This is a genomic window from Actibacterium lipolyticum, from assembly GCF_900184935.1.
In the GTDB taxonomy this organism is placed as follows: Bacteria; Pseudomonadota; Alphaproteobacteria; order Rhodobacterales; family Rhodobacteraceae; genus Actibacterium_A; species Actibacterium_A lipolyticum.
The window spans coordinates 41459-60095 of sequence record NZ_FXYE01000005.1 but is presented as its reverse complement, the minus strand read 5'-3'; the positions used below and the strand labels follow the sequence as shown (position 1 = coordinate 60095).

The 18637-nt window shown below is 56.1% G+C and carries 13 protein-coding genes and 1 pseudogene; 6 read left to right on the top strand and 8 right to left on the bottom strand.

Features of this window, described 5'->3' with window-relative positions:
* Window position 1 precedes the first annotated feature (1 nt).
* The gene (locus COL8621_RS18475) at window positions 2-433 is read right to left on the bottom strand and encodes a twin-arginine translocation pathway signal (protein WP_370804715.1); all 432 of its coding nucleotides are present in this window, start codon (window positions 431-433) and stop codon (window positions 2-4) included.
* Between the two features lie 429 nt (window positions 434-862).
* Between COL8621_RS18475 and COL8621_RS18465 the strand changes: the two genes are divergently transcribed.
* Window positions 863-1192, top strand: coding sequence for a DUF2322 family protein (locus COL8621_RS18465; RefSeq protein WP_093968905.1), 330 nt, complete (start codon window positions 863-865; stop codon window positions 1190-1192).
* A gap of 405 nt (window positions 1193-1597) precedes the next feature.
* Here COL8621_RS18465 and COL8621_RS18460 read toward each other — a convergent pair whose 3' ends face one another.
* Both COL8621_RS18460 and COL8621_RS18455 read right to left on the bottom strand, forming a co-directional pair.
* Complete coding sequence (locus COL8621_RS18460; protein WP_141137922.1) at window positions 1598-2122, bottom strand: ricin-type beta-trefoil lectin domain protein; 525 nt, start codon at window positions 2120-2122, stop codon at window positions 1598-1600.
* A gap of 20 nt (window positions 2123-2142) precedes the next feature.
* Window positions 2143-2862, bottom strand: a complete 720-nt coding sequence (locus COL8621_RS18455; RefSeq protein ID WP_093968903.1) for a DUF1499 domain-containing protein — start codon at window positions 2860-2862, stop codon at window positions 2143-2145.
* A 23-nt stretch (window positions 2863-2885) separates the two neighbouring features.
* On the opposite strand from COL8621_RS18455, the gene COL8621_RS18450 reads away from it, so the two are divergent.
* From COL8621_RS18450 to COL8621_RS18440, 3 genes are all read left to right on the top strand, one after another.
* On the top strand, window positions 2886-3527 hold the full coding sequence (locus COL8621_RS18450) for a TetR/AcrR family transcriptional regulator (protein ID WP_093968902.1): 642 nt from the start codon (window positions 2886-2888) through the stop codon (window positions 3525-3527).
* A gap of 124 nt (window positions 3528-3651) precedes the next feature.
* The gene (locus COL8621_RS18445; RefSeq protein WP_093968901.1) at window positions 3652-4779 is read left to right on the top strand and encodes an efflux RND transporter periplasmic adaptor subunit; all 1128 of its coding nucleotides are present in this window, start codon (window positions 3652-3654) and stop codon (window positions 4777-4779) included.
* Window positions 4776-7880 (top strand): efflux RND transporter permease subunit, encoded by a 3105-nt coding sequence (locus COL8621_RS18440; RefSeq protein ID WP_093968900.1) that lies wholly within the window; start codon window positions 4776-4778, stop codon window positions 7878-7880. The genes COL8621_RS18445 and COL8621_RS18440 overlap by 4 nt, the downstream gene beginning before the upstream one ends.
* An 86-nt stretch (window positions 7881-7966) precedes the next feature.
* Here the strand turns inward: COL8621_RS18440 and COL8621_RS18435 are convergent.
* From COL8621_RS18435 to COL8621_RS18415, 5 genes and pseudogenes are all read right to left on the bottom strand, one after another.
* Window positions 7967-8224 (bottom strand): annotated as a pseudogene (locus tag COL8621_RS18435) (transposase); the annotation flags it as partial.
* A gap of 183 nt (window positions 8225-8407) precedes the next feature.
* Complete coding sequence (locus COL8621_RS18430) at window positions 8408-10897, bottom strand: TRAP transporter permease (RefSeq protein WP_093968899.1); 2490 nt, start codon at window positions 10895-10897, stop codon at window positions 8408-8410.
* Between the two features lie 139 nt (window positions 10898-11036).
* Entirely contained in the window at window positions 11037-12014 is a 978-nt protein-coding gene (locus COL8621_RS18425) for a TAXI family TRAP transporter solute-binding subunit (protein WP_093968898.1), read from the bottom strand.
* Between the two features lie 203 nt (window positions 12015-12217).
* Window positions 12218-13531 carry a sigma-54-dependent transcriptional regulator gene (locus tag COL8621_RS18420; protein ID WP_306345732.1) on the bottom strand — a complete coding sequence of 438 codons (1314 nt, stop codon included), beginning with the start codon at window positions 13529-13531 and terminating at the stop codon, window positions 12218-12220.
* A gap of 20 nt (window positions 13532-13551) precedes the next feature.
* A complete protein-coding gene (locus COL8621_RS18415) occupies window positions 13552-15429 on the bottom strand; it encodes a sensor histidine kinase (protein WP_141137921.1) in 1878 nt (625 codons plus the stop codon).
* 720 nt (window positions 15430-16149) lie between these two features.
* Here COL8621_RS18415 and asnB point away from each other — a divergent pair.
* Window positions 16150-17949: an asparagine synthase (glutamine-hydrolyzing) gene (gene asnB / locus COL8621_RS18410; protein WP_093968895.1), complete on the top strand. Its 1800-nt coding sequence runs from the start codon at window positions 16150-16152 to the stop codon at window positions 17947-17949.
* Entirely contained in the window at window positions 17918-18637 is a 720-nt protein-coding gene (locus COL8621_RS18405) for a dienelactone hydrolase family protein (RefSeq protein ID WP_176438541.1), read from the top strand. The genes asnB and COL8621_RS18405 overlap by 32 nt, the downstream gene beginning before the upstream one ends.

Genomic DNA, 18637 nt, shown 5'->3' with positions numbered 1-18637 from the left:
GTCAGGCCGGTTGCAGCACGAAATGCGCGGACAGGCTGGTGTCACGGGAATTTGCCATGACCGGGCGCAGAAAGACGGTCTGGAAGTCACCGCTGTCGTAGGCAAGGTGTCCATGTGGTTGCCCGAAGGTCGGCACGATCTGCGGCATCTCGAGTTGGAACACGCCGTCAGCGTTCGTCAGGGTCGCACCGTGGCTTCGCGTGTCTCTCTCGCGGCCTTCAGTGGTGTGGGCCCAGATCTGGATGCGAATACCGGCCAGCGGTGCGCCGTCGCCCGCGCGGCGGACGGTGCCAGACATCATGAAACCGCCGCCACCGATCCGGTCCACGATGGGCGCGCCGGGCCGGTAGTTGTTCGCCCCGCCGCGCATCGTTGTCGTCGGAGCGAGGCCCTGCGCACGGACGGGCGACATCAGGCCTGTCCCGGTGGTCATCAGTGCTGCAGTCCCCGTTGCCATGAACGTTCGGCGGGGTATCGGAATTCGAGACATTAGCAGGCCTCCCTTCGTCAGAGCTTGTCGTTGCACCTGAGTTTAGCGCAAATTTTGGGTCAGAGGGGATTGGCGCCCATTGCCGCACAGACTTGTGATCAGCCCGGAGGTCACATCCCTTGGCGGGGTGGCGCTTCAGATCGACAAAAGCGTGTTTCAGCACTTGCCGCCGCCGATGTCGGCCCACAGGTGCTGTTCGCCGGGTTGGTCATCGCTGCGGCTCGGTTTCCCCGAACCTGACATTCGTTGCAGCTGCAGAATTGAAGGTGCCGATGTGCTGATCCAATTTTGATGCGGCGCATTTGCGACCTTGGCGTGGCGGTCCTTGGTTTGGTATGGGCGGTGCGGAATGGCAATTGAAAGGACAGCCCGATGATTCAGCCCGTTTCCTCGTTCAAGGAAAACCTTCAGAACCTGCCATCCATTGACGGGATCGAGAGATTGGAGATGGTCGATGCCGCAGGCGATGTGGTCGCGTCCATTGAGAACCAACCGGGCAAGCAGGGGTCCCTGGCGGTCTACCAATATCTGTTCGCGACGTATGGGGTTCTGAATGCCGAAGCTGCGACACACGGACTAGCAGTTTTTGCGGAACATACCGAGGACGCGCGGAACCGACCCGGCGCGCATCCGAACATAGACCGCCTGTTCGAGATACAAGGCGGTGGTGCGTCTTTGACCATGCGGCTTATAGGGCAGTAACCGCTTCGGCTGCCGCTGTGTGAGAACTGACATGTTTTAAGGCTGTGATGCAGGGGAGACCGAGGCCAGTTCGGCCCAAAGCTGCCGTTCAACCCATCCAAAGGTTGCTGCATTGCCGCCCTTCAAAGCTGTCATTCGCCGTGCATGCTTAATTTCCGAAGGTTGAAGTTCCGGTCAGCGATCCGCCTTGGATGTTCTGAAGCAAGCGCCCTCCTACCATCTCACATGTCGTGTGCCTGAAGCCAACACCACAGGAGCAAAGCCAGACTCTTGCGGCCGATGAAACTGTTCGCAATCGGGTTGAACGGCGGATCGATCCATCGGCACGGCAAATCAGTACTGTGGGGCTGAATAACTGGAGCCATGCCATGGAATCGGCAAGGCTCCAGCCGGAACCTGATCGGGTTAGTCCTGAATGACCCACTGTTTGAAGCTTGGCTCCAGACTATCGCAGGCCGCGAGGATCAGATCGCGGGACTGGAACGGCCCGGCGTCGTCAATGGCGGTCGAGACCGTCACACATTGCGTCGCATCCATGCCCAGACGGATTTCCATGCTGGCTTCGTCGTAGACAAAACGCTGGGCTTCATCCGTCTCGTCGCAAGCGATCAAGCCAAAGGGACTTTCGACGCTCTCGGCGGCGTTATAGGCCATGCAAAGGCCGTCATACGTCGCGGAGCTGATCCTGCCCTTGTCGGCCGCATAATCGAAAAGCACGTCATCGCCCGTAGGTTTGCAGGAATGCGCGTGGAGCTGGTCGCTCAGCCCACGGCCTTCGGTATCAATACACCAGCCAAGCATCGCGTCTTCGTCAAGGTTGTCAGCGAGGTAGATGATGGCCCCTTGGGTCTGGATCGTTGGCGCCTCGGCGAATGCGGCCAGCGGAAACGTCAAGCACAGGGTCGTGCAAAGGAGGGTTACAGTTTTCACGGGACTTTCCTTTCCAAGTGTCAGAATTGCTGCTGGAACGCACGGATGCGGGCGGCGTTGACGCCTTGATCGCTGCGACCAACGCGGGACACGCTGCGCATATCAACGCGGCTGCCACTGTCCTGTTCGGTCACGACAACCACGACATCATCCGCGAAGTAAAATACGGATGTGCGGGCGGTCGCCTCGAACCGGTGGTTTTCAGCATCCTCTGCGATGATCTCCCAGCCCATCGCATTGGCCACAGCCAAGGCGCGCGCATAGGCGGCAGCTGCGTTAAGTTCGGTTTCAAGTGGTGCGATATCGGGATAGGCGGCAGCTTGGGCCTCGGCAACCTTTGCACCCGCATAGACGAGCGAGGTGCGCGCGCCTGGCCGCGTGTCATCCAGAACCAGAAAGGCCGGCGGGTTGGCTGTGTCGGTTGTGATGTCGTTGATCGGCGCCGCCCGAACCGGCGGGTTGAGCGTTGAAGAGATCATCGGCACGAGCAGGGCGACGCCAACGAGGGCCGCAAGGCCGCCCAACACGGCTGCCGCCTTTTCCTTACGGATAAGATGGAGAACCAGCGCAAAAAGCCCCAGACCCGCGACAATCATCGCCAGCGGATTGAAATAGGAACGATAAAGCCCAAAGCCTGTTATCGGCTCCCAAAGCCCCAAACGTGCCCCGAAAATCATCAGCGCCGCGCCCCCGGCCCCGATCACGGCGACCAACAGGGCGATCTTTCCCAAATGTTTCATTTTCTCTCCAATCCTTGACTTGAATGCGCCTTTCCTGCTCGCTATGCAAAACTTGCAGACTGTGCAAGGTTTTTGAAATGACACTTCCGTTACGAGAAAGAAGGCGCCAAGAAACGGCGCTTCTAATCCAGAGGGCAACTTTGGAGCTGGCCATGCAGAACGGCCTTGAAAGCCTCACAACAGATGAGATCGCCGCAGCATCGGGCGTCAGCACGCGGACCTTCTTTAACTACTACCCAAACAAGGAGGCCGCCGCGATCGGGCATCCGCCAGAGTTCAGCGAAAGTGACAAAGAGGCGCTGCGCACTGGGACAGCGCCCCTGGCCGCGGACATTAAGCGGCTTCTGGGTCGGCACATCGAAACGCTGGCGAAGGATGAAGCCATCCTGCGGATGGTGGGGAAGATCCTAAGATGCAACGAGAAGGCGCGTGGCATCCTTGATGGGTTTCTCTCTGCGCAACGCGAAGACCTGACAGAGGTTTTTTGCAGCCGCATAGGCAACCGCCAAACCGCCGCCGCGCTTGCCCATAGCGCAACCAATGCAATCGGCGGAGCGATTTTCCTTTGGGAACATGAAGACGGCATCACCCTTAGCCAAGCTCTCGATCGTGTCTGGGAGGGGTTGATGGACGCCTCACGGCTACTCTCGTCAACTGGCGAATAGCCACATTGCCCCACTCGTCAAAGAAATAACGACGGAGCAGACCCCGTGCTGCGTATCACCCACCGCACGTCCGTCTAGGGGCGCGCGCCACCACCGTGCCAGAGGCTCGACGAAAGGCTCAAACATGAAAAAGCTACTCTATGTCATCGCGTCAATCGGCATCATTGCGGGCGCCTACGTCTGGTCGTTTGGGCTGCCCGGTGGGGCGCCAACGGGCGCTGACGGGCAAGCCCCTGTCACGCAGGGCCCGGGTGGGCCGGGTGGCAGACCGGGCGGCGGCGCGACGACCGTCGTGTTGACACCATTGGACATGCAGCCGTTCGAAGACACCTTCCGCGCCATCGGCAATTCGCAGGCCGTCAGCAGCGCGACAGTGACCTCGGATGTGTCCGGCCGAATTATCGAGCTTAACCTGACCCCGAACGCGCGGGTCTCGCAGGGGGATGTGTTGGTTCAGCTTGATGCCCGCGCCGCCACGCTGTCCCTTGAAACCGCCCAGAGTGAGCTGGAACAGGCCGACGCAACCGTGGCCCGCTACGAACGCCTGCAGCAATCGGGGAACCTGACGGTTACGGATGTAACACTCTCCGAGGCGCGGCTGGCGCAGCGCCTTGCTCAAGCCAATGTCGCACAGGCCGAGCTTGCCCTCGAAGACCTCACGATCCGCGCACCGATTTCCGGCAAAATCGGGTTGAGCGACGTGAACGTCGGCGATTTCCTCACCGCCAATACCCCGATCGTTACGATCGACAATGCCAGCGCCTTGCTGGTGGAATTCGAACTCCCCGAACGCTCTGTCGGCTTCCTCGCGATCGGGCGCGAAGTCACCCTCGAAACCCCTTCCCTGACGGGTCGCAATCTCCACGGCGAGATTGCGTCGTTTGACAGCCGGATCGACGATGTCACCCGCAGCGTTACGGTCAAGGCGCGGGTCGAGAACCCTGATGAAATCCTCTGGCCGGGAATGACGTTCACCGCGCGGCTCAGTGATTTGAGCGACCCTTTGCTGGTGGTGCCGACAACGGCCATCACATGGTCGCGCGACGGGGCGAGTATCTGGTTCGAGCAAGACGGCAAGGCGCAGAGCATCCCAGTCACGATCCTGCATCGCCGCGACGAAAATGTCTGGCTGGATGTCGACCTGCCTGCTGGCACCATGATTATCACCGAAGGTGCGCACAAGCTGCGGGGCGGCTCCCAAATCACCGATGCGAATGCCGCACCCCAACTGACTGATCGGGAACCGACATGAGCACGCCCACCATCCAGCGCGCGGCCTCTGGCTTGGCCGATCTCTTCGTCGCACGGCCCATCTTCGGCTTTGTCGTCAACCTCTTGATTCTGATTGCCGGTCTCGCCGCGCTCACTTCTGTTGATGTGCGCGAGATGCCCGATGTGGACCAGCCGGTGCTCTCGATCCGCACCCAATACGACGGCGCGACGCCCGCAACGGTCGATCAGGAAATCACCCAAGTGTTGGAAGATGCGCTAAGCGCGCTCGAAGGTCTGTCCTACATCGAGTCCAGTTCCTCCACAGGTACAAGCAGCATCACAATTGACCTGTCAGACGGCACAGATATCGACGTGGCCGCGAACGAGGCCCGCGAGATTGTGTCGGCCACCGTGCGCCAGCTTCCCGGTGATCTTGAGAATGATCCGACCGTTTCTAAATCTGACAGCAACGCAAGCGCGATCATTCGTTTGGCGGTGCTGGGGGATGTGCCACTGGACGAACTGACCGCCCTCGCCGAAGGCCCGATCTACAGCAGGCTGTCCCTCATTGATGGCATTGCCGAGGTCACAACCCGCGGGGACCGTTCAAACGAGTTCCGCGTCAGCCTTGATGACCGTCTTTTGCTCAGCCGCGGCTTGACTGTGTTCGACGTGACGACAGCCCTTGCGGACCTGCGCGACGATACTCCTCTGGGCGAGTTGGAAACGGATGCGCAAACCATTGCCCTGCAGGTCGGAAACGCCGGCGTGACCGTAGAGAGCATCGGCAATATCCTCATCGGCTCGAACACGCGGATTTCGGATGTGGCGCTGGTTCAGCTTCTGCCCGAAGACACCCAAGTCACCACCCGCGTGAACGGGCAAACCGCCATCGGGCTTGATATCACCCGCCAGTCAGAAGGCAACACGCTGGAAATATCGCTCGCCGTGCAGGAGGCCGTTGAAGAGCTGCGCAACGCGCTACCTGAGGGCGTCGAACTCATCATCTCGACCGATGACGGTATCTTCATCGAAGGGGCCTTGACCGAGGTCATCAAGTCCATTGGTTTGGCCACGGTGATTGTGATCCTTGTGATCTTCGCGTTCCTGCGGTCCTTGCGGGCAACGCTGATCCCCGCAATCACGATCCCGATCGCGCTGGTCGGCACTGTCGCCGCGATTTGGCTGACGGGGTTTTCGATCAATACAATCAGCCTCTTGGCCTTGGTTCTGGCCACAGGGATGGTGGTGGATGACGCCATCGTGGTGGTCGAAAACATCGTGCGCAAACGTAAAGAAGGCATGGGCGCATTTGCTGCCGCCGCCGCTGGCGCGAACGAGGTCTTCTTTGCCGTCATTTCAACCACCGCGACGCTTGCCGCCGTGTTCATCCCCATCTCGTTCCTGCCCGGTCAGGCGGGGGGCGTGTTCAGCGAATTCGGCTTTGTGCTGGCCTTTGCTGTCACACTGTCCTCCATCGCGGCGCTGACGCTGGGTCCGGTGTTGGCGGCGCTTCTGGATCCCGGCAAGCACAACGAAAAATCGCAACACGCCCCAACTGCGCCAAGCCGCCTGTCGCGCGGGTTTGACTGGGTGACGGATCGCGCCATCCGCGCCCCCCTAATGGTTCTGGCCATTGCGTTCGGCTTTGCCCTCATTGCGGCGGGTGCGGCAAGCACGCTCACATCAACAATCACGCCGACAGAGGATCGTGGGTTCTTTCTGGTTCAGGCCCGCGGCGCGTCCGACACGACGGCCGAGTATCTGGATACGCAAATCACCCAGATCGAAGCGATCCTCGCGCCGTTTCAGGAAAGCGGTCAGATCACATCGGTTCAAAGCATCATCGGGATCGGTGGCGGCACCACTGCCTTCGTTGTTGCACGTTTGCCTGATTGGGCAGATCGGGACTGGTCGCAGCAAGAGCTGATGGGGCCGATCAACGGCATGCTCTCGACCGTGCCCGGTGTGCAGGTCTTCGCGATTTCGCCGAACAGCCTTAACATTCGTGGTGGCGGGAACGGGCTGACCTTTGCTGTCAGCGGCACCAATGTTGACGAGATGACAGAGGCCGCCGACGCGCTTGTGGCCGTCATGGCCCAGGACGCCGCATTCTCTAACCCGCAGGTCTCAGGCGACAGCGTGCAGGCGCAATTCGAGATTACCGTCGATCAGGAAATGGCAGGAGTTTTCGGCCTGAGCGAAGCCGAGATCACCAGAACGATCAGTGCGCTGACCCAAGGCACCGTCGCGGTCAGCGTCTTTCTGGATGATACCGAAACCGACGTGCGCGTTGTGCCCGGTGGACCGCCCATCAACGACCCGAATGATCTTGAGGCCATCCAACTCCGCCTGCCAAGCGGCGAATATGTGCCCCTCTCCTCGACGGCGACACTGACCCCGGTGGTCAGCCAATCCTCTATCGAACGTCAGGGCGGCACTTTGGCTGTCTCGGTTCAGGCTAACCTTCCTGACGGTGTTGATCTGGGCACTGCCATGGCCCGCGTAGAGGAGCTTGCCGCCGAGAGCCTGCCCGATGGCATGGGCATCGTTTACACAGGCGAGGCTGCGTCGCTGGGCGATAGCCAGGCGGGCATGTATATGGTGTTTGGCGTGGCCGCGATTGTGGTGTTCCTTGTGCTGGCCGCACAATTTGAAAGCATCGCAAGTGCTGTCGTCATCATGCTGACTGTGCCCTTCGGCCTTGCCGCCGCGCTCTTTGCCATTTCGATCACGGGCGGATCGCTGAACTATTACAGCCAGATCGGGCTGGTCCTGTTGATCGGGGTCATGGCGAAAAACGGCATTCTGATTGTCGAATTTGCCAACCAGTTGCGTGAAGCAGGGCAAGACATCGACAGCGCCATTCGCGACGCCCTGCGCCTGCGCATCCGGCCTGTGATGATGACGATGGTGTCCACCGTCTTTGGCGGGCTGCCGCTTGTCCTGTCATCGGGCGCCGGTGCCGAGGCACGTATTGCGGTCGGTTGGGTCATCGTCGGAGGGCTGGGCTTTGCCACCGTCTTCACCCTCTTTCTGACGCCGGTGTTCTACCGCTGGATCACCGTCTGGGGCGCAGAGCCCGGCGTGTCCGCCCGCCGTTTGCAGCAGGAGCGAGCCATGTTGTCGGCTGCAGAGTAGGTTTGAAAGCCAATTTGCGCGGCAACAGGAAGGCCGCAGTCGCACCATGAAAGCCCGAGATCGGCCCATAGCCGACCATTCGCGCCGTCGCGGGTCGCCGCTCGTGCTGTGTCACCAGCCAAGCGCTTCTTCCCGGCCTCAAGGAAATCCTTGGACCAGCTGTAATGCAGGCTCTGGGAAATCCCCTTTCGGCAGCACAGCTCTGCAATGCGGTCTTCGCCTTTCAGACAGTCCAGCACGATCCTGATCTTCTCTTCTGCGGAATACTGCTTTCGCGTGGCCCGGCGGATGTCCTTGACGACTTTCTCGTCGTGGCTCTTACGCGTTCCGGGTTTCTGTCTCAGCTCCACTCCTTAGTGGTTACGATCTGTCAGAAACCCTCCCTTATCAAATCGCCCTAGACTGTCCCATCGGTGCTGACGTCAGACATCAACTGTCGCGGCATGGGAACTGTGCTGGAGTGGTCCTAGTTTTGCTGGGGCGTCCAGGCATTAGCCGAACGCCCCAGTCCAAAGTTTCCCGCCTCTTTAGTCAGCGCCGCGAACCGGAATTGCGCCATCGCCAGAGGGTTTCACTGTTTTTTGCACAAGATAAACCCCCACTGCGATACCGATGCCCAATGCGTCTGACAACAAACCGCCTTCGATCATCATGAGGGCCGCAAGGATCAAAGCTGCCCGCATGTACCAGACAGATCGGCTGCCCATGAACCAGCCCTGCACGCCAGCTGAAAGTAGGAATACCCCGATCACCGCTGTGATGCCTGCTCGGACTACTTCGAACAACGTCCCGTCCATCAAGATGGCGGAGTTGTAGAAGAACATGAAAGGCACGATGAAAGCAGCGATGCCCACTTTGAATGAAGCAACTGAGGTCTGCATTGGGTTGGCTCCCGAGATGCCAGCCGCCGCATAGCTGGCCAGCGCAACAGGAGGCGTAATCGCCGAAACAACCGCGAAGTAGAACACAAAGAAGTGCGCCGTGAGGGGTGGAATGCCAAGCTGCACCAGGCCCGGTGCAACAACCGAAGCCGCTACGGCGTAGGCCGCTGTTGTCGGCATGCCCATGCCAAGCAAGATCGCGATGCACATCGCAAAGAACAGGGCCAGCAATTGCGATGCCGCCGCCAGATCAAGCAGCACTGAAGAGAAACGTGCGCCAACGCCAGTCAACGAAATCACACCAACAATGATGCCAGCACAGGCGCAGACCGCGATGATCTGGATGGACATTACTCCGGCCAGTTCAAATCCTTTCAGGAAGCCGCGCATGCCAAGCCCTTGGTTTGCGTCTGTGATCTCTTGGAAGGTGACCCAAGCCAATGTGGTCAAAATCGCCAAAACCAGGACAGTAGACAGGACAGTCATAGCGAACGAGGTTTGGGTAAGGCCATTTTCGTCAACAGGGGCTGTAAAGTACAGGCCGGCCAAAACCACCGATAGTACCGTTGTGGCGACCATCAATATCCGCTGCAGACCCCACTTGCCGCCGCGCGCAAAATGTTCGGGCAAAGTCCAGCTGACAACGACGGCTGCAACCGTGGCCAAAGTGCCTGCCCGGATGACCGAGTAGCCCGCAAAGAGCGCCCAAATGAGGATCATGATCGGAACGAACAGATAGACCTGACGCAGCATCTTTTTCAGCTTTGGCAGCTCATCCTCGCGCATGCCGCGCATGCCCAGTTTGGCCGCTTCGAAATCCACCATAAAGTAGATAGATGCGAAGTAGAGGATCGCTGGAATGATCGCAGCAATCGCGATGTCTTGGTATGGAATACCCGTGATCTCTGCCATGATGAAAGCGCCTGCGCCCATGATCGGCGGCATGATTTGGCCACCTGTCGACGCTGCGGCCTCGATCGCACCAGAGGTCTTCTTGTCGTAGCCAACGCGTTTCATCAGCGGAATGGTGAGCGAGCCGGTCGCTACAACATTGCCCGCAGAAGTTCCGTTGATCATGCCCATCAAACCAGAGGCGAAGATCGCCACCTTTGCGGGGCCACCGCGCGCGCGACCTGCGGCTGCGAAAGCGAAGTTGACAAAATAGTCGCCCACTTTGGATGCCTGCAGAAATGCGGCAAAGATGATGAACAGGATGATGTAAGTAGAGGACACCGCTGTGGTTGGCCCAAGGATACCTGCGTCTGAGTAGACATGGCCAAAGAACCGCTGCCAGCTATAGGGGTTTTGAACCGCAAGTATGCCGGGCAGCAAATGCGCGGTGAATGTGTAAACAAGGAAAATACCCGTGATGACCACGAGGGCCAAACCCGCTACGCGGCGCGTGAGTTCGAGGATCATTGCCGCCCCGGCTGTCGCGGCGAATGCAACGCCGATGGGGACAAAAGGAGTACCAACGGCGTTGCGGGCAGCAGTGCCGTAGATCGACACGAGGTAAATCGCCACGACAATGCCGGACAGCGCAAGAATGATGTCAGAAGCAGCCACTTGGTGTTGCGCTCGGCGTTCAAACCACCCGATGATCATGGCCCCAAATGTGGCTATCAGGAGCGGGATGCCGAACCAATACACTTCTGAGGCAAAGGTCTCTGTCCCTGGGAAAGATGCCCATGTGGTCAGCCCGCCCATTTCGGGCAGTGTGCCAGATGCGATGGTGCTGGCAAAGCCAATGGCCGTTGCGCCAGAGATCAGAACAGGGACGATCAAGACCGCCGCAATCATAGTCAGGAGCTTGCTGCTGGAGGGGCGCTCTGTTTCGGTGAACGTATGAGACGAAAACATCAAGAAACCGACCGCTAGCGCACCGGCGATGTGGACGATCCGGAAATTCCAAGTTTCAATCGGGAGCGCAGGCAAGAAAGGAATTTCAACACCGGTTAACCCGGATATTGACACGCCGTTGAGCGCGATCATGTGAAAGGCTGCGTATAGTGTCGCAATCAGAGCGATTGTGATTTGCATTTTACCTGAAAACAGGCGCCGATTTGACTCTATCGGCTCTTCGTCTACGCCCTCGGCAACTACCTGATCGGACTGGTTCTCATGCGCGGTTGTCATGGCTCTCTCATATGTCTTGGATTTAGGGTAGCTCCGTGCCCTGTCGGAAAGTGCACCCTACCGTGGATCGGGGGTGCCGAAGGACGAGGCATCTGCCGAACCGTTGTTCGGCAGATGCCCATTGCGCTGGAGGAAACGCTTAGTTGCTGAAGATCTTATCAGCAGGGATGTCGGCGCCAGCGTTTTCGGTGAACCATTTCGCCGCGCCAGGATGCCACATCAGAACATTGTTCTTGTCCCAGTTTTCAGGCAGGGTTGAACGCGCTGCTTTGTGAATGCCCTTCATGCGCTCATTGTCAGACATGACAACATCAACAACGGCCTCAACGAAGCTTGTTGGTAGATCGCAATTCGCGATTGCAAAGTTCCACATGGAAACCGACTGAGCATCTTCTGTCATGGTTTCATATGTGTCAGCTGGGATCGTGAAAGGCGCAACTGGGAAAGACTCAAGGATCTTCGCCTGCTCTTCTTCAGAGAAAGTGATGAAGTTCACTTCTGTCTGAACTTCAAGTTGGCTCACAGCTGGTGTTGGAACACCTGCGGCAAACGCGATCACATCCAAAAGGCCGTCTTGCAACTGTGTACCCAGATCGTTCCAGCCACCGTTGCGGCGCTCAAACTCGATGCCAAGTGTCTCGATCATGCGTGGGAAATATGTGTCGGATGTGGAGCCCGCTGGGCCAAAGCCGATTTTCGCGCCGGCAGGAATGTCAGCGATGGATGCGATGCCAGAAGACTTGAGCGTCGTGATCGCGAATGGCGTTTGGTACATTGGGAACATCGCACAGGCGTTGGTCATTTGCAGACCAGGTGCGATCGGGTTCGTGCCGTTCAGAGATTCAGCTGCTGGCCCCATAGTGGTCATGCCAAACTGTGCGTCACCTGTGTGAACAAGCGCCATGTTTTGCATTGGGCCGCCTGTGACTTCGCCGCCGCCGGTGATGCCAAGTTCATCAGCAACAAGGTTCGCCCAGCCTGAGCCATAGGCAAAATAGGTGCCGCCCTGCGATGCAGTGCCAACGGTAAAGCTCTCAGGCCAGCCTGCGCGGTCTTCAGCAAAAGCAGGCACAGCGATAGCAGCCGCGACAACCGCGGCGATTGAAATGTTCTTCATGGTTTCCTCCCAGTCGGGTGGTGGCCGTTGGGGCCACCGTCATTAAGTCTGCGCCTTCTCCTCAGGCACGGAAGAAAAGCTCAACTGAAACCGTCGCAACAAAAAGCTGCTTTGCTGATAAACGAGGCGTTTAGTGAAGGCTTATTTTCTATCTGTGCGGATTTCGTGAAGGCGACGCATCACAATGTGTGGAATTCTGCGCATTAAGTATCTTCGACAAAGTCGGCCCGGCTTAGCCCGTGCTTTTGCATCTTATCATAAAGCGTTCGTCTCGACAGCCCCAGCGAATCGCAAGTCGCAGTGATCTGCCCATCGTTAGCAGCAATGGACGCCGCAATGATGGATTTTTCATACGCGCTGACTTGATCCGCAAGGATAGGCGAAGAACGAGGCGAAGCATCCTCTGTTTCAGATAGCCCTAGGACATATCGTTCCGCTGCGTTGCGCAGCTCGCGTACATTGCCGGGCCAAGATTTCCCGGCAAGCATGTTTAAAACGTCGACAGGGACCGTTTTAGCGGGCAAGCCATTCTGCTCGGCTGTTTGAGAGGCAAAAAGGGTGAAAAGACCAGGAATGTCTTCGCGTCGCTCATCAAGGTCGGGCATGTACAGCGAGGCCACATTCAGACGGTACAAAAGATCGGATCGAAATTTACCTGCCTCAACCGCGTCGCCCAAGTTTGATTTGGATAATGCAATCACCCGAAAATCTAGTGCGACGGCATCGTTAGAACCTAACCGAGTAACAGTTTTGTTGTGCAAAACGTCGAGCAGTTTGGCCTGCAAAGTCGGACGAAGCAAATCAATCTCATCAAGACACAAAACCCCACCCCGTGCGTGCTCTAGCTTGCCGAACCGAGCCCGCATTGCGCCGGGGAACGCACCGGCCTCATGGCCAAAAAGCTCGTTTTCGATCAACGCCTCAGGCAAGGCTGCGCAATTGATATGCACGAACGGGCCATCTCGGCGGCTGCTTTTGCGGTGCAAAAGACGTGCCGCGACTTCTTTGCCGGTTCCCGTGCTTCCTGAAATAAGGACATTTACATCCGTTTTTGCGATGGCCAGCAATGATTTGCGCAAGTGGCCCATTGCCGCGCTTCGTCCGTATAGATCGCGTTTCAAACCTTGATGAGACTTCACCTCAGTCCGAAGAGACCGGTTTTCAAGAACCAGACTTCGCCGTTCATATGCGCGCAAAACCGTTGCAATCAACCGTTCTGGCTCCCACGGTTTTTCGATGAAGTCATAGGCCCCTTTCTTAATGCACTCGACGGCCAAATCCACATCACCATGCCCGGTCACCAGAACGACAGGAATTTCCGGATCAATTTGCAAAGTCTTTTGCAACAAAGCCACGCCATCGATACCTGGCATCCGAATATCGGTAACCAAAACACCTGAAAAATCTGGCGTGATATGTTTGAGAGCCTCCGCCGCACTTTCGAAACACGTCACCGGAATGTCCGCCAATTCAAAAGTCTGCCGACCTACAATGCGCAGATGCTCTTCGTCATCCACAAACAACACAGAGAAGTCGGTCATGAATTTACGCCTTCTGACAGACGTTCATCATGCCGGTGCAGAGTGACTGTAAAAACGGCTCCTCCATTTGGGTGGTTTTCCACGCCCAATGAACCTCCAAAATCAGTTACGATATTCTGCGAGATGGACATGCCCAACCCCATGCCTGATCCGGCTTCCTTTGTTGTGTAAAACGCGTCAAAAACTTGCTCCAAATCTTCTTTCGGTACCCCCGGGCCGTGATCCCGAACCATAATCTTGACCACATCTTGTTCTAGCGCCAAATCACATTCTACCACTATATCGCTTTGCCCTAGCATCGCTTCCAGAGCATTGGTCATGATGTTTACCAGCACTTGTTGCAACCGCAACTTGCCGCCAAGTGCCCAAACAGGACCCTCGCGCGGCTCAAAGGTAATGCGCGCGTTTTGCGCGCGGAATTCTGGCCCGACCAACCCAATCGTCTCTTCGATGACATCAATAATGTTAACGGGTTTGACAGAGTCGCCAGGCTGGCGCGCGAAATTTCGCAAATGCCGCGAGATTTCGGTCATTCGGTCGCTCATCTTTGAAATGTTGTCGACGTTGAACTTGGCGTCTTCGAAGCGGGACCGGGCCAAAAAAGTAGATGCATTCACCGCATAACTTTTGATTGCGGTGAGCGGTTGGTTTATCTCGTGCGAAATCGCGGCTGACATTTTGCCAAGAGCCGCAAGTTTACCCGCTTGGATCAACTCTTTTTGGCTTTTCCTGAGTTGCTCCTCCGCATGGCGCCGCTCAGCCACCTCATCCCTCAGGCTGGCATTGGCCGCATCCAAATCTGCGGTGCGCTCGACGACGCGGGCTTCAAGCAAAGCGCGCTGTTCCTGTTCGAACCGGAACGTTCGAATGATGTTCGCGCGTCTTTGAAGGATGAGCATTGCAGCAAGACAGGTGGCTAATAGGGCAAGGAAAGCAACGGCCACCGTCCATGCTGCTTGGGTTCGTACTGGCCTTAATGGCGTAAAAGCAATGGCGTGCCATCCTGAAAGTTCGAGCGGCAAATTACTAGCAAGATACCGTTCCGAGCTGAGATCCTTCGACATCATGATCTCCACGGGTTCATTGCTGATAATGTCAGCAGAAAGCCCCATCGAAACAACACGCTTCATTGGGTATTGTTGAGTTTCAACGATTTCTTTGCGTGCTGAGGCCAAAAGGGGCGCAACGGTCCGAAAGGTAAAATCCTCTCGGCTTGAAAGGAAAACGACACGGTTCTGATCGGTCAGCAATATTTCATGATCCGTCCCGCGCCAGTCTTTTTCGATGTGGTCCACCGTGATTTTGACCGCAAGGACACCGATAATATCAATGCCATCTACGACAGGGGATGCAAAAAAGAACCCGCGCTCACCAGAGGTCGTGCCTAAGGCATGGAAGGAGGTATTCAGACCAGTGACTGCCTTTTTGAAGTAGGGGCGAAATGCGAAATTGCGTCCAAGGAAACTGTCATCATCCCTGTAGTTGCTTGCGGCGACGGTCAAACCTGTTGTGTCCATGACGTAGACCTCAGACGCATCTATCGAAATCGCAATCTGTCTTAGCTTCTCATTGACAAAGGGTTCGTAACCGCTCTCGGCTTCTCCTCTCAGAACTTGACGCAAGTTTTGATCGCGCGCGACCAGCTCAGGAATCGGAGCATATCGCCCAACCGCTTGATCAACGGACTCCGCAATCAAGTTCAGGGTCGACCGCGCAGAGACCTGTACCTTTTCAAGAAAGTAAGCGTTGGCCCAAGAATACAGCTGAACCAGCCCGATTAGAGCGAACAAAAATACCGTGGCCCACACAAAGCTAAATCTGCGATTCATCATTAAATCTGTGCCGTTTTGGTGAAGACTTTCAAGGGCTTTCAAGTTCCGCTGCGGGCCCAAAGAACAAACCGTCGCTCGGCAAAACCTTTTTCATGTCAACGCGAGTTATCCGAGGCCGTTTCGAATTCCACACATGGCATTAAGAGAGGCACAGGTCGATAGCAGTTCTGAACCAACCTTACAGAAACCAAAATATGCTGTCGCCCTTTCCGGACATCCACCTGTAATCGCGCCATCCCGCCTTAGCACTTGCGCAAACCATGAAACATCTAATGTGTTACACCGTTCTTGCGCAGCAAACATAGTCTTGGTCTCGCAAAGCCGCGAACAAAACGGTCTAATTCGCTGTTCCAATCTATGAAGCAGCGGTGCCAAATTGACTTTAGGGAAGACATAGCTGCAAACACGTCGCGAAGTTTCGGGCCGAAAGAGTCATTTTGGGCAGACATTGACACACAAACTTGGCCATCAGTCACCAAAGGCGCACATTCTGCTTCGTTTTTTCCAGAACTCTCAATGAAATTGATTTGTCCGGCTTGTCCTGTATTTGCCCTCTAATACGCTCCTCGCAGTGTACGGGAGAACACGTTGGGAGGGTGCGGTAGCGCCGCAATATGAGGGGGAAATCCGTTTAACAACGATTTGCCACGCGATTGTTTCGCGGTGCAATCCGGTGTGGGCCTTCATTTTGGGCCTGCACAACTTTGATCGGATTCCCTTTATTTTGCCGCGTTTGCCGAACCTGCGGAGGAGCAGAAAGCTATGTGCCGAATTTTTGGCGGCGTCAGTAAAGAAAGACTACCACGTTCCGATTTAAATCAAGCGGGACAAGCTATGTTCGAAGGCGGTCCTGATGAACAATGGATCGCTGCTGAAGCAAACTGGGCAGCAGGTACCAACCGACTGGCGATTCAGGGCGTTTCTGGTGGCAAACAACCGTTTCGGTTCAAGAATTTGGTCTGTGTTTTTAATGGCGAAATTTACAATCATAACGCGTTGAGACAGCACCTTGTTGCAAAGGGGCATAGTTTTGCCGACACCTGCGACGGCAATGTGCTTTTGCCTTTGTTCGACAGATACGGCAAAGACATGCTGCCCATGCTTGAGGGCATGTTTACCTTTGCGATCTTCACCTTAGATGAAGAAAAACGATGCGTATCTGTGTTTTTGGCCTGCGATCACGCGGCCATGAAGACAGTTTTTTACCGCGTTGACGAGACAGGGTTTTACTTTGCGTCGTCGCTGAAATCTTTGCGCCATTTGGTTCGGCACGATTTGGATCTGCGCGATGGGTTTGCGTTCGAATATGTGGCGCGAAAATCTGTATGGGGACCAAACACCGTTTATGATGGCGTCAACGTTCTGGGCGCGGGTGAGACGCTTACGTTTTCTTCCCAAGATGGCGCCTGCAAGAAAAACACGTATACGCATTCTTTTGATACGGTTGCGCCTAACTCTCTGAACGAAGCCGCCGAGCAGTTTGATCTCTTGATAGATCAAGAGATTGAGAAAATGGCTTCGATGGATGTGGACTTCTGTTCGATCCTCAGCGGTGGTCTGGATTCAAGCCTTGTCACCAGCTTGCTGCGGAAAAAAAACGGCCGGCTGGATGCATTTCACATTGGATACGATGGGCGATGGCCCGGGGATGAGTCACACTATGCGCAGATGGTTGCTGACGCTCAGGACATCAACTTACATAAGATCTCAGTTGATGTTCGAAACCTGCCACAGCTTGTAAAGTCCTACATCGCGCATTTGGATCAACCCAATTATGCCCCGCATTGCCTAAGTACCTACTATTTGTTCAAAGAGGTGCATGACAGAGGCTACAAAGTTACCTTTAGCGGGGAAGGTGCGGATGAGCTTTTTTGCGGCTACAGCCGCCTGATTGCGGCCGCCTCAAGCAAGCGCGACGATTGGTTCGAGACATTCTTTGCGGTTTACGGAATTTCAGCGTTCCAAGGGCGGAATTTGTTTCGGCAAGACTATCTGGACAGCTTAGACCAAGACAGCTTTGCGCCTACTTTTGACGGAACAGTCTATCCTAACCGGGCGCAGAACATTCTGCATTACGACAGCAAAAAGCGGTTTCCCTATTACATACTGCGAAGGGTCGATAGCCTCAGCATGGCCAGTTCAGTAGAAGTGCGCATGCCGTTTTTGCAGCCGCGGATAATTGATTTTGCGCGCAAGCTGCCAAGCGCGTTTTTGTACGCAAATGGGGTGGGCAAGCAGGCTGTTCTGAAAGCAGGCGCAAAGCACCTTCCCTCTGCCATCATTCACCGCAAAAAACAGCCCTTCACGTTCCCTATCGGAACGATGATTGCCGAGCTTAAGCCCATCCAAGACTACGTCTTTGACACGGTCTTCTCGCAAAACGCGATACTGTGGGACTACTTCGATCACGCGCAGATTCAGGCGCTTAAATCGACGCAAATAGACACGTCTGCAGCCTCGGTGCTGTGGGCGCTATTGGTGCTGCAAGAGTGGCACGATGCAAATGTTCAAGACAGAAAAGGAGCGACCAATGACCGTGTCAAAGAATCTGGTCTATTTTGACGGAGAGACCGAGTTAGAAGGGCTTGTGGTTACACCTGAAAATGCGGGCCAAGGCCCCTTACCGTTGGTGATCATTTCGCATCCTTGGCTTGGAATTGATGATTTCGTGCGTGATTTGGGCGATAAAATTGCGCAGATGGGATACATCGTTTTTGCCATCGACATCTACGGCAAAGGGGTGCGCGGCAAACAGCATTCGGACGGACACCGCCTTAAAGAGCCCTTTAAAAAAGACCCGTCGCTTCTGCTAAGGCGGCTTCAACTTGGCTACGACCAAGCCATGGCGACCCCGGGCATCGATCCAGACAAAGTTTTGGCAATTGGGCATTGTTTTGGCGGCATGTGCGTTTTGGAAATGGCCAAACTTGTCGGAAAGATTGAAGCGATCATCAGCGTCCATGGCGTTGTCAAAGAAGCGGTGAACGCGCCTGGGCCGTATAACTGCAAAAAAGCCTTCATTCTAAACGGCGCCGTCGACCCGCTGGTTGATCCTGGTGATTTGGCCGTCCTGCAAGACGAGTTGTCGAAAGACAATGTCGATTGGACGGTCATCAACTTTGGGCGTGGCGGGCATGGATTTACCAACCCGCATGCCAATGGCTCGGTCCCCGGAATTGAATTTGACACCGTATTAAACGCCCGCACTTGGGCCTTTATCACCAGCTGTCTTGAAGAAACTCTAGGTTGA

Coding starts and splice junctions, on each gene's coding strand:
- COL8621_RS18475 (WP_370804715.1), bottom strand. CDS start 433: ATGACCACCGGGACAGGCCTGATGTCGCCCGTCCGTGCGCAGGGCCTC.
- COL8621_RS18465 (WP_093968905.1), top strand. CDS start 863: ATGATTCAGCCCGTTTCCTCGTTCAAGGAAAACCTTCAGAACCTGCCA.
- COL8621_RS18455 (WP_093968903.1), bottom strand. CDS start 2,862: ATGAAACATTTGGGAAAGATCGCCCTGTTGGTCGCCGTGATCGGGGCC.
- COL8621_RS18450 (WP_093968902.1), top strand. CDS start 2,886: ATGCGCCTTTCCTGCTCGCTATGCAAAACTTGCAGACTGTGCAAGGTT.
- COL8621_RS18445 (WP_093968901.1), top strand. CDS start 3,652: ATGAAAAAGCTACTCTATGTCATCGCGTCAATCGGCATCATTGCGGGC.
- COL8621_RS18440 (WP_093968900.1), top strand. CDS start 4,776: ATGAGCACGCCCACCATCCAGCGCGCGGCCTCTGGCTTGGCCGATCTC.
- COL8621_RS18430 (WP_093968899.1), bottom strand. CDS start 10,897: ATGACAACCGCGCATGAGAACCAGTCCGATCAGGTAGTTGCCGAGGGC.
- COL8621_RS18425 (WP_093968898.1), bottom strand. CDS start 12,014: ATGAAGAACATTTCAATCGCCGCGGTTGTCGCGGCTGCTATCGCTGTG.
- asnB (WP_093968895.1), top strand. CDS start 16,150: ATGTGCCGAATTTTTGGCGGCGTCAGTAAAGAAAGACTACCACGTTCC.
- COL8621_RS18405 (WP_176438541.1), top strand. CDS start 17,918: ATGACCGTGTCAAAGAATCTGGTCTATTTTGACGGAGAGACCGAGTTA.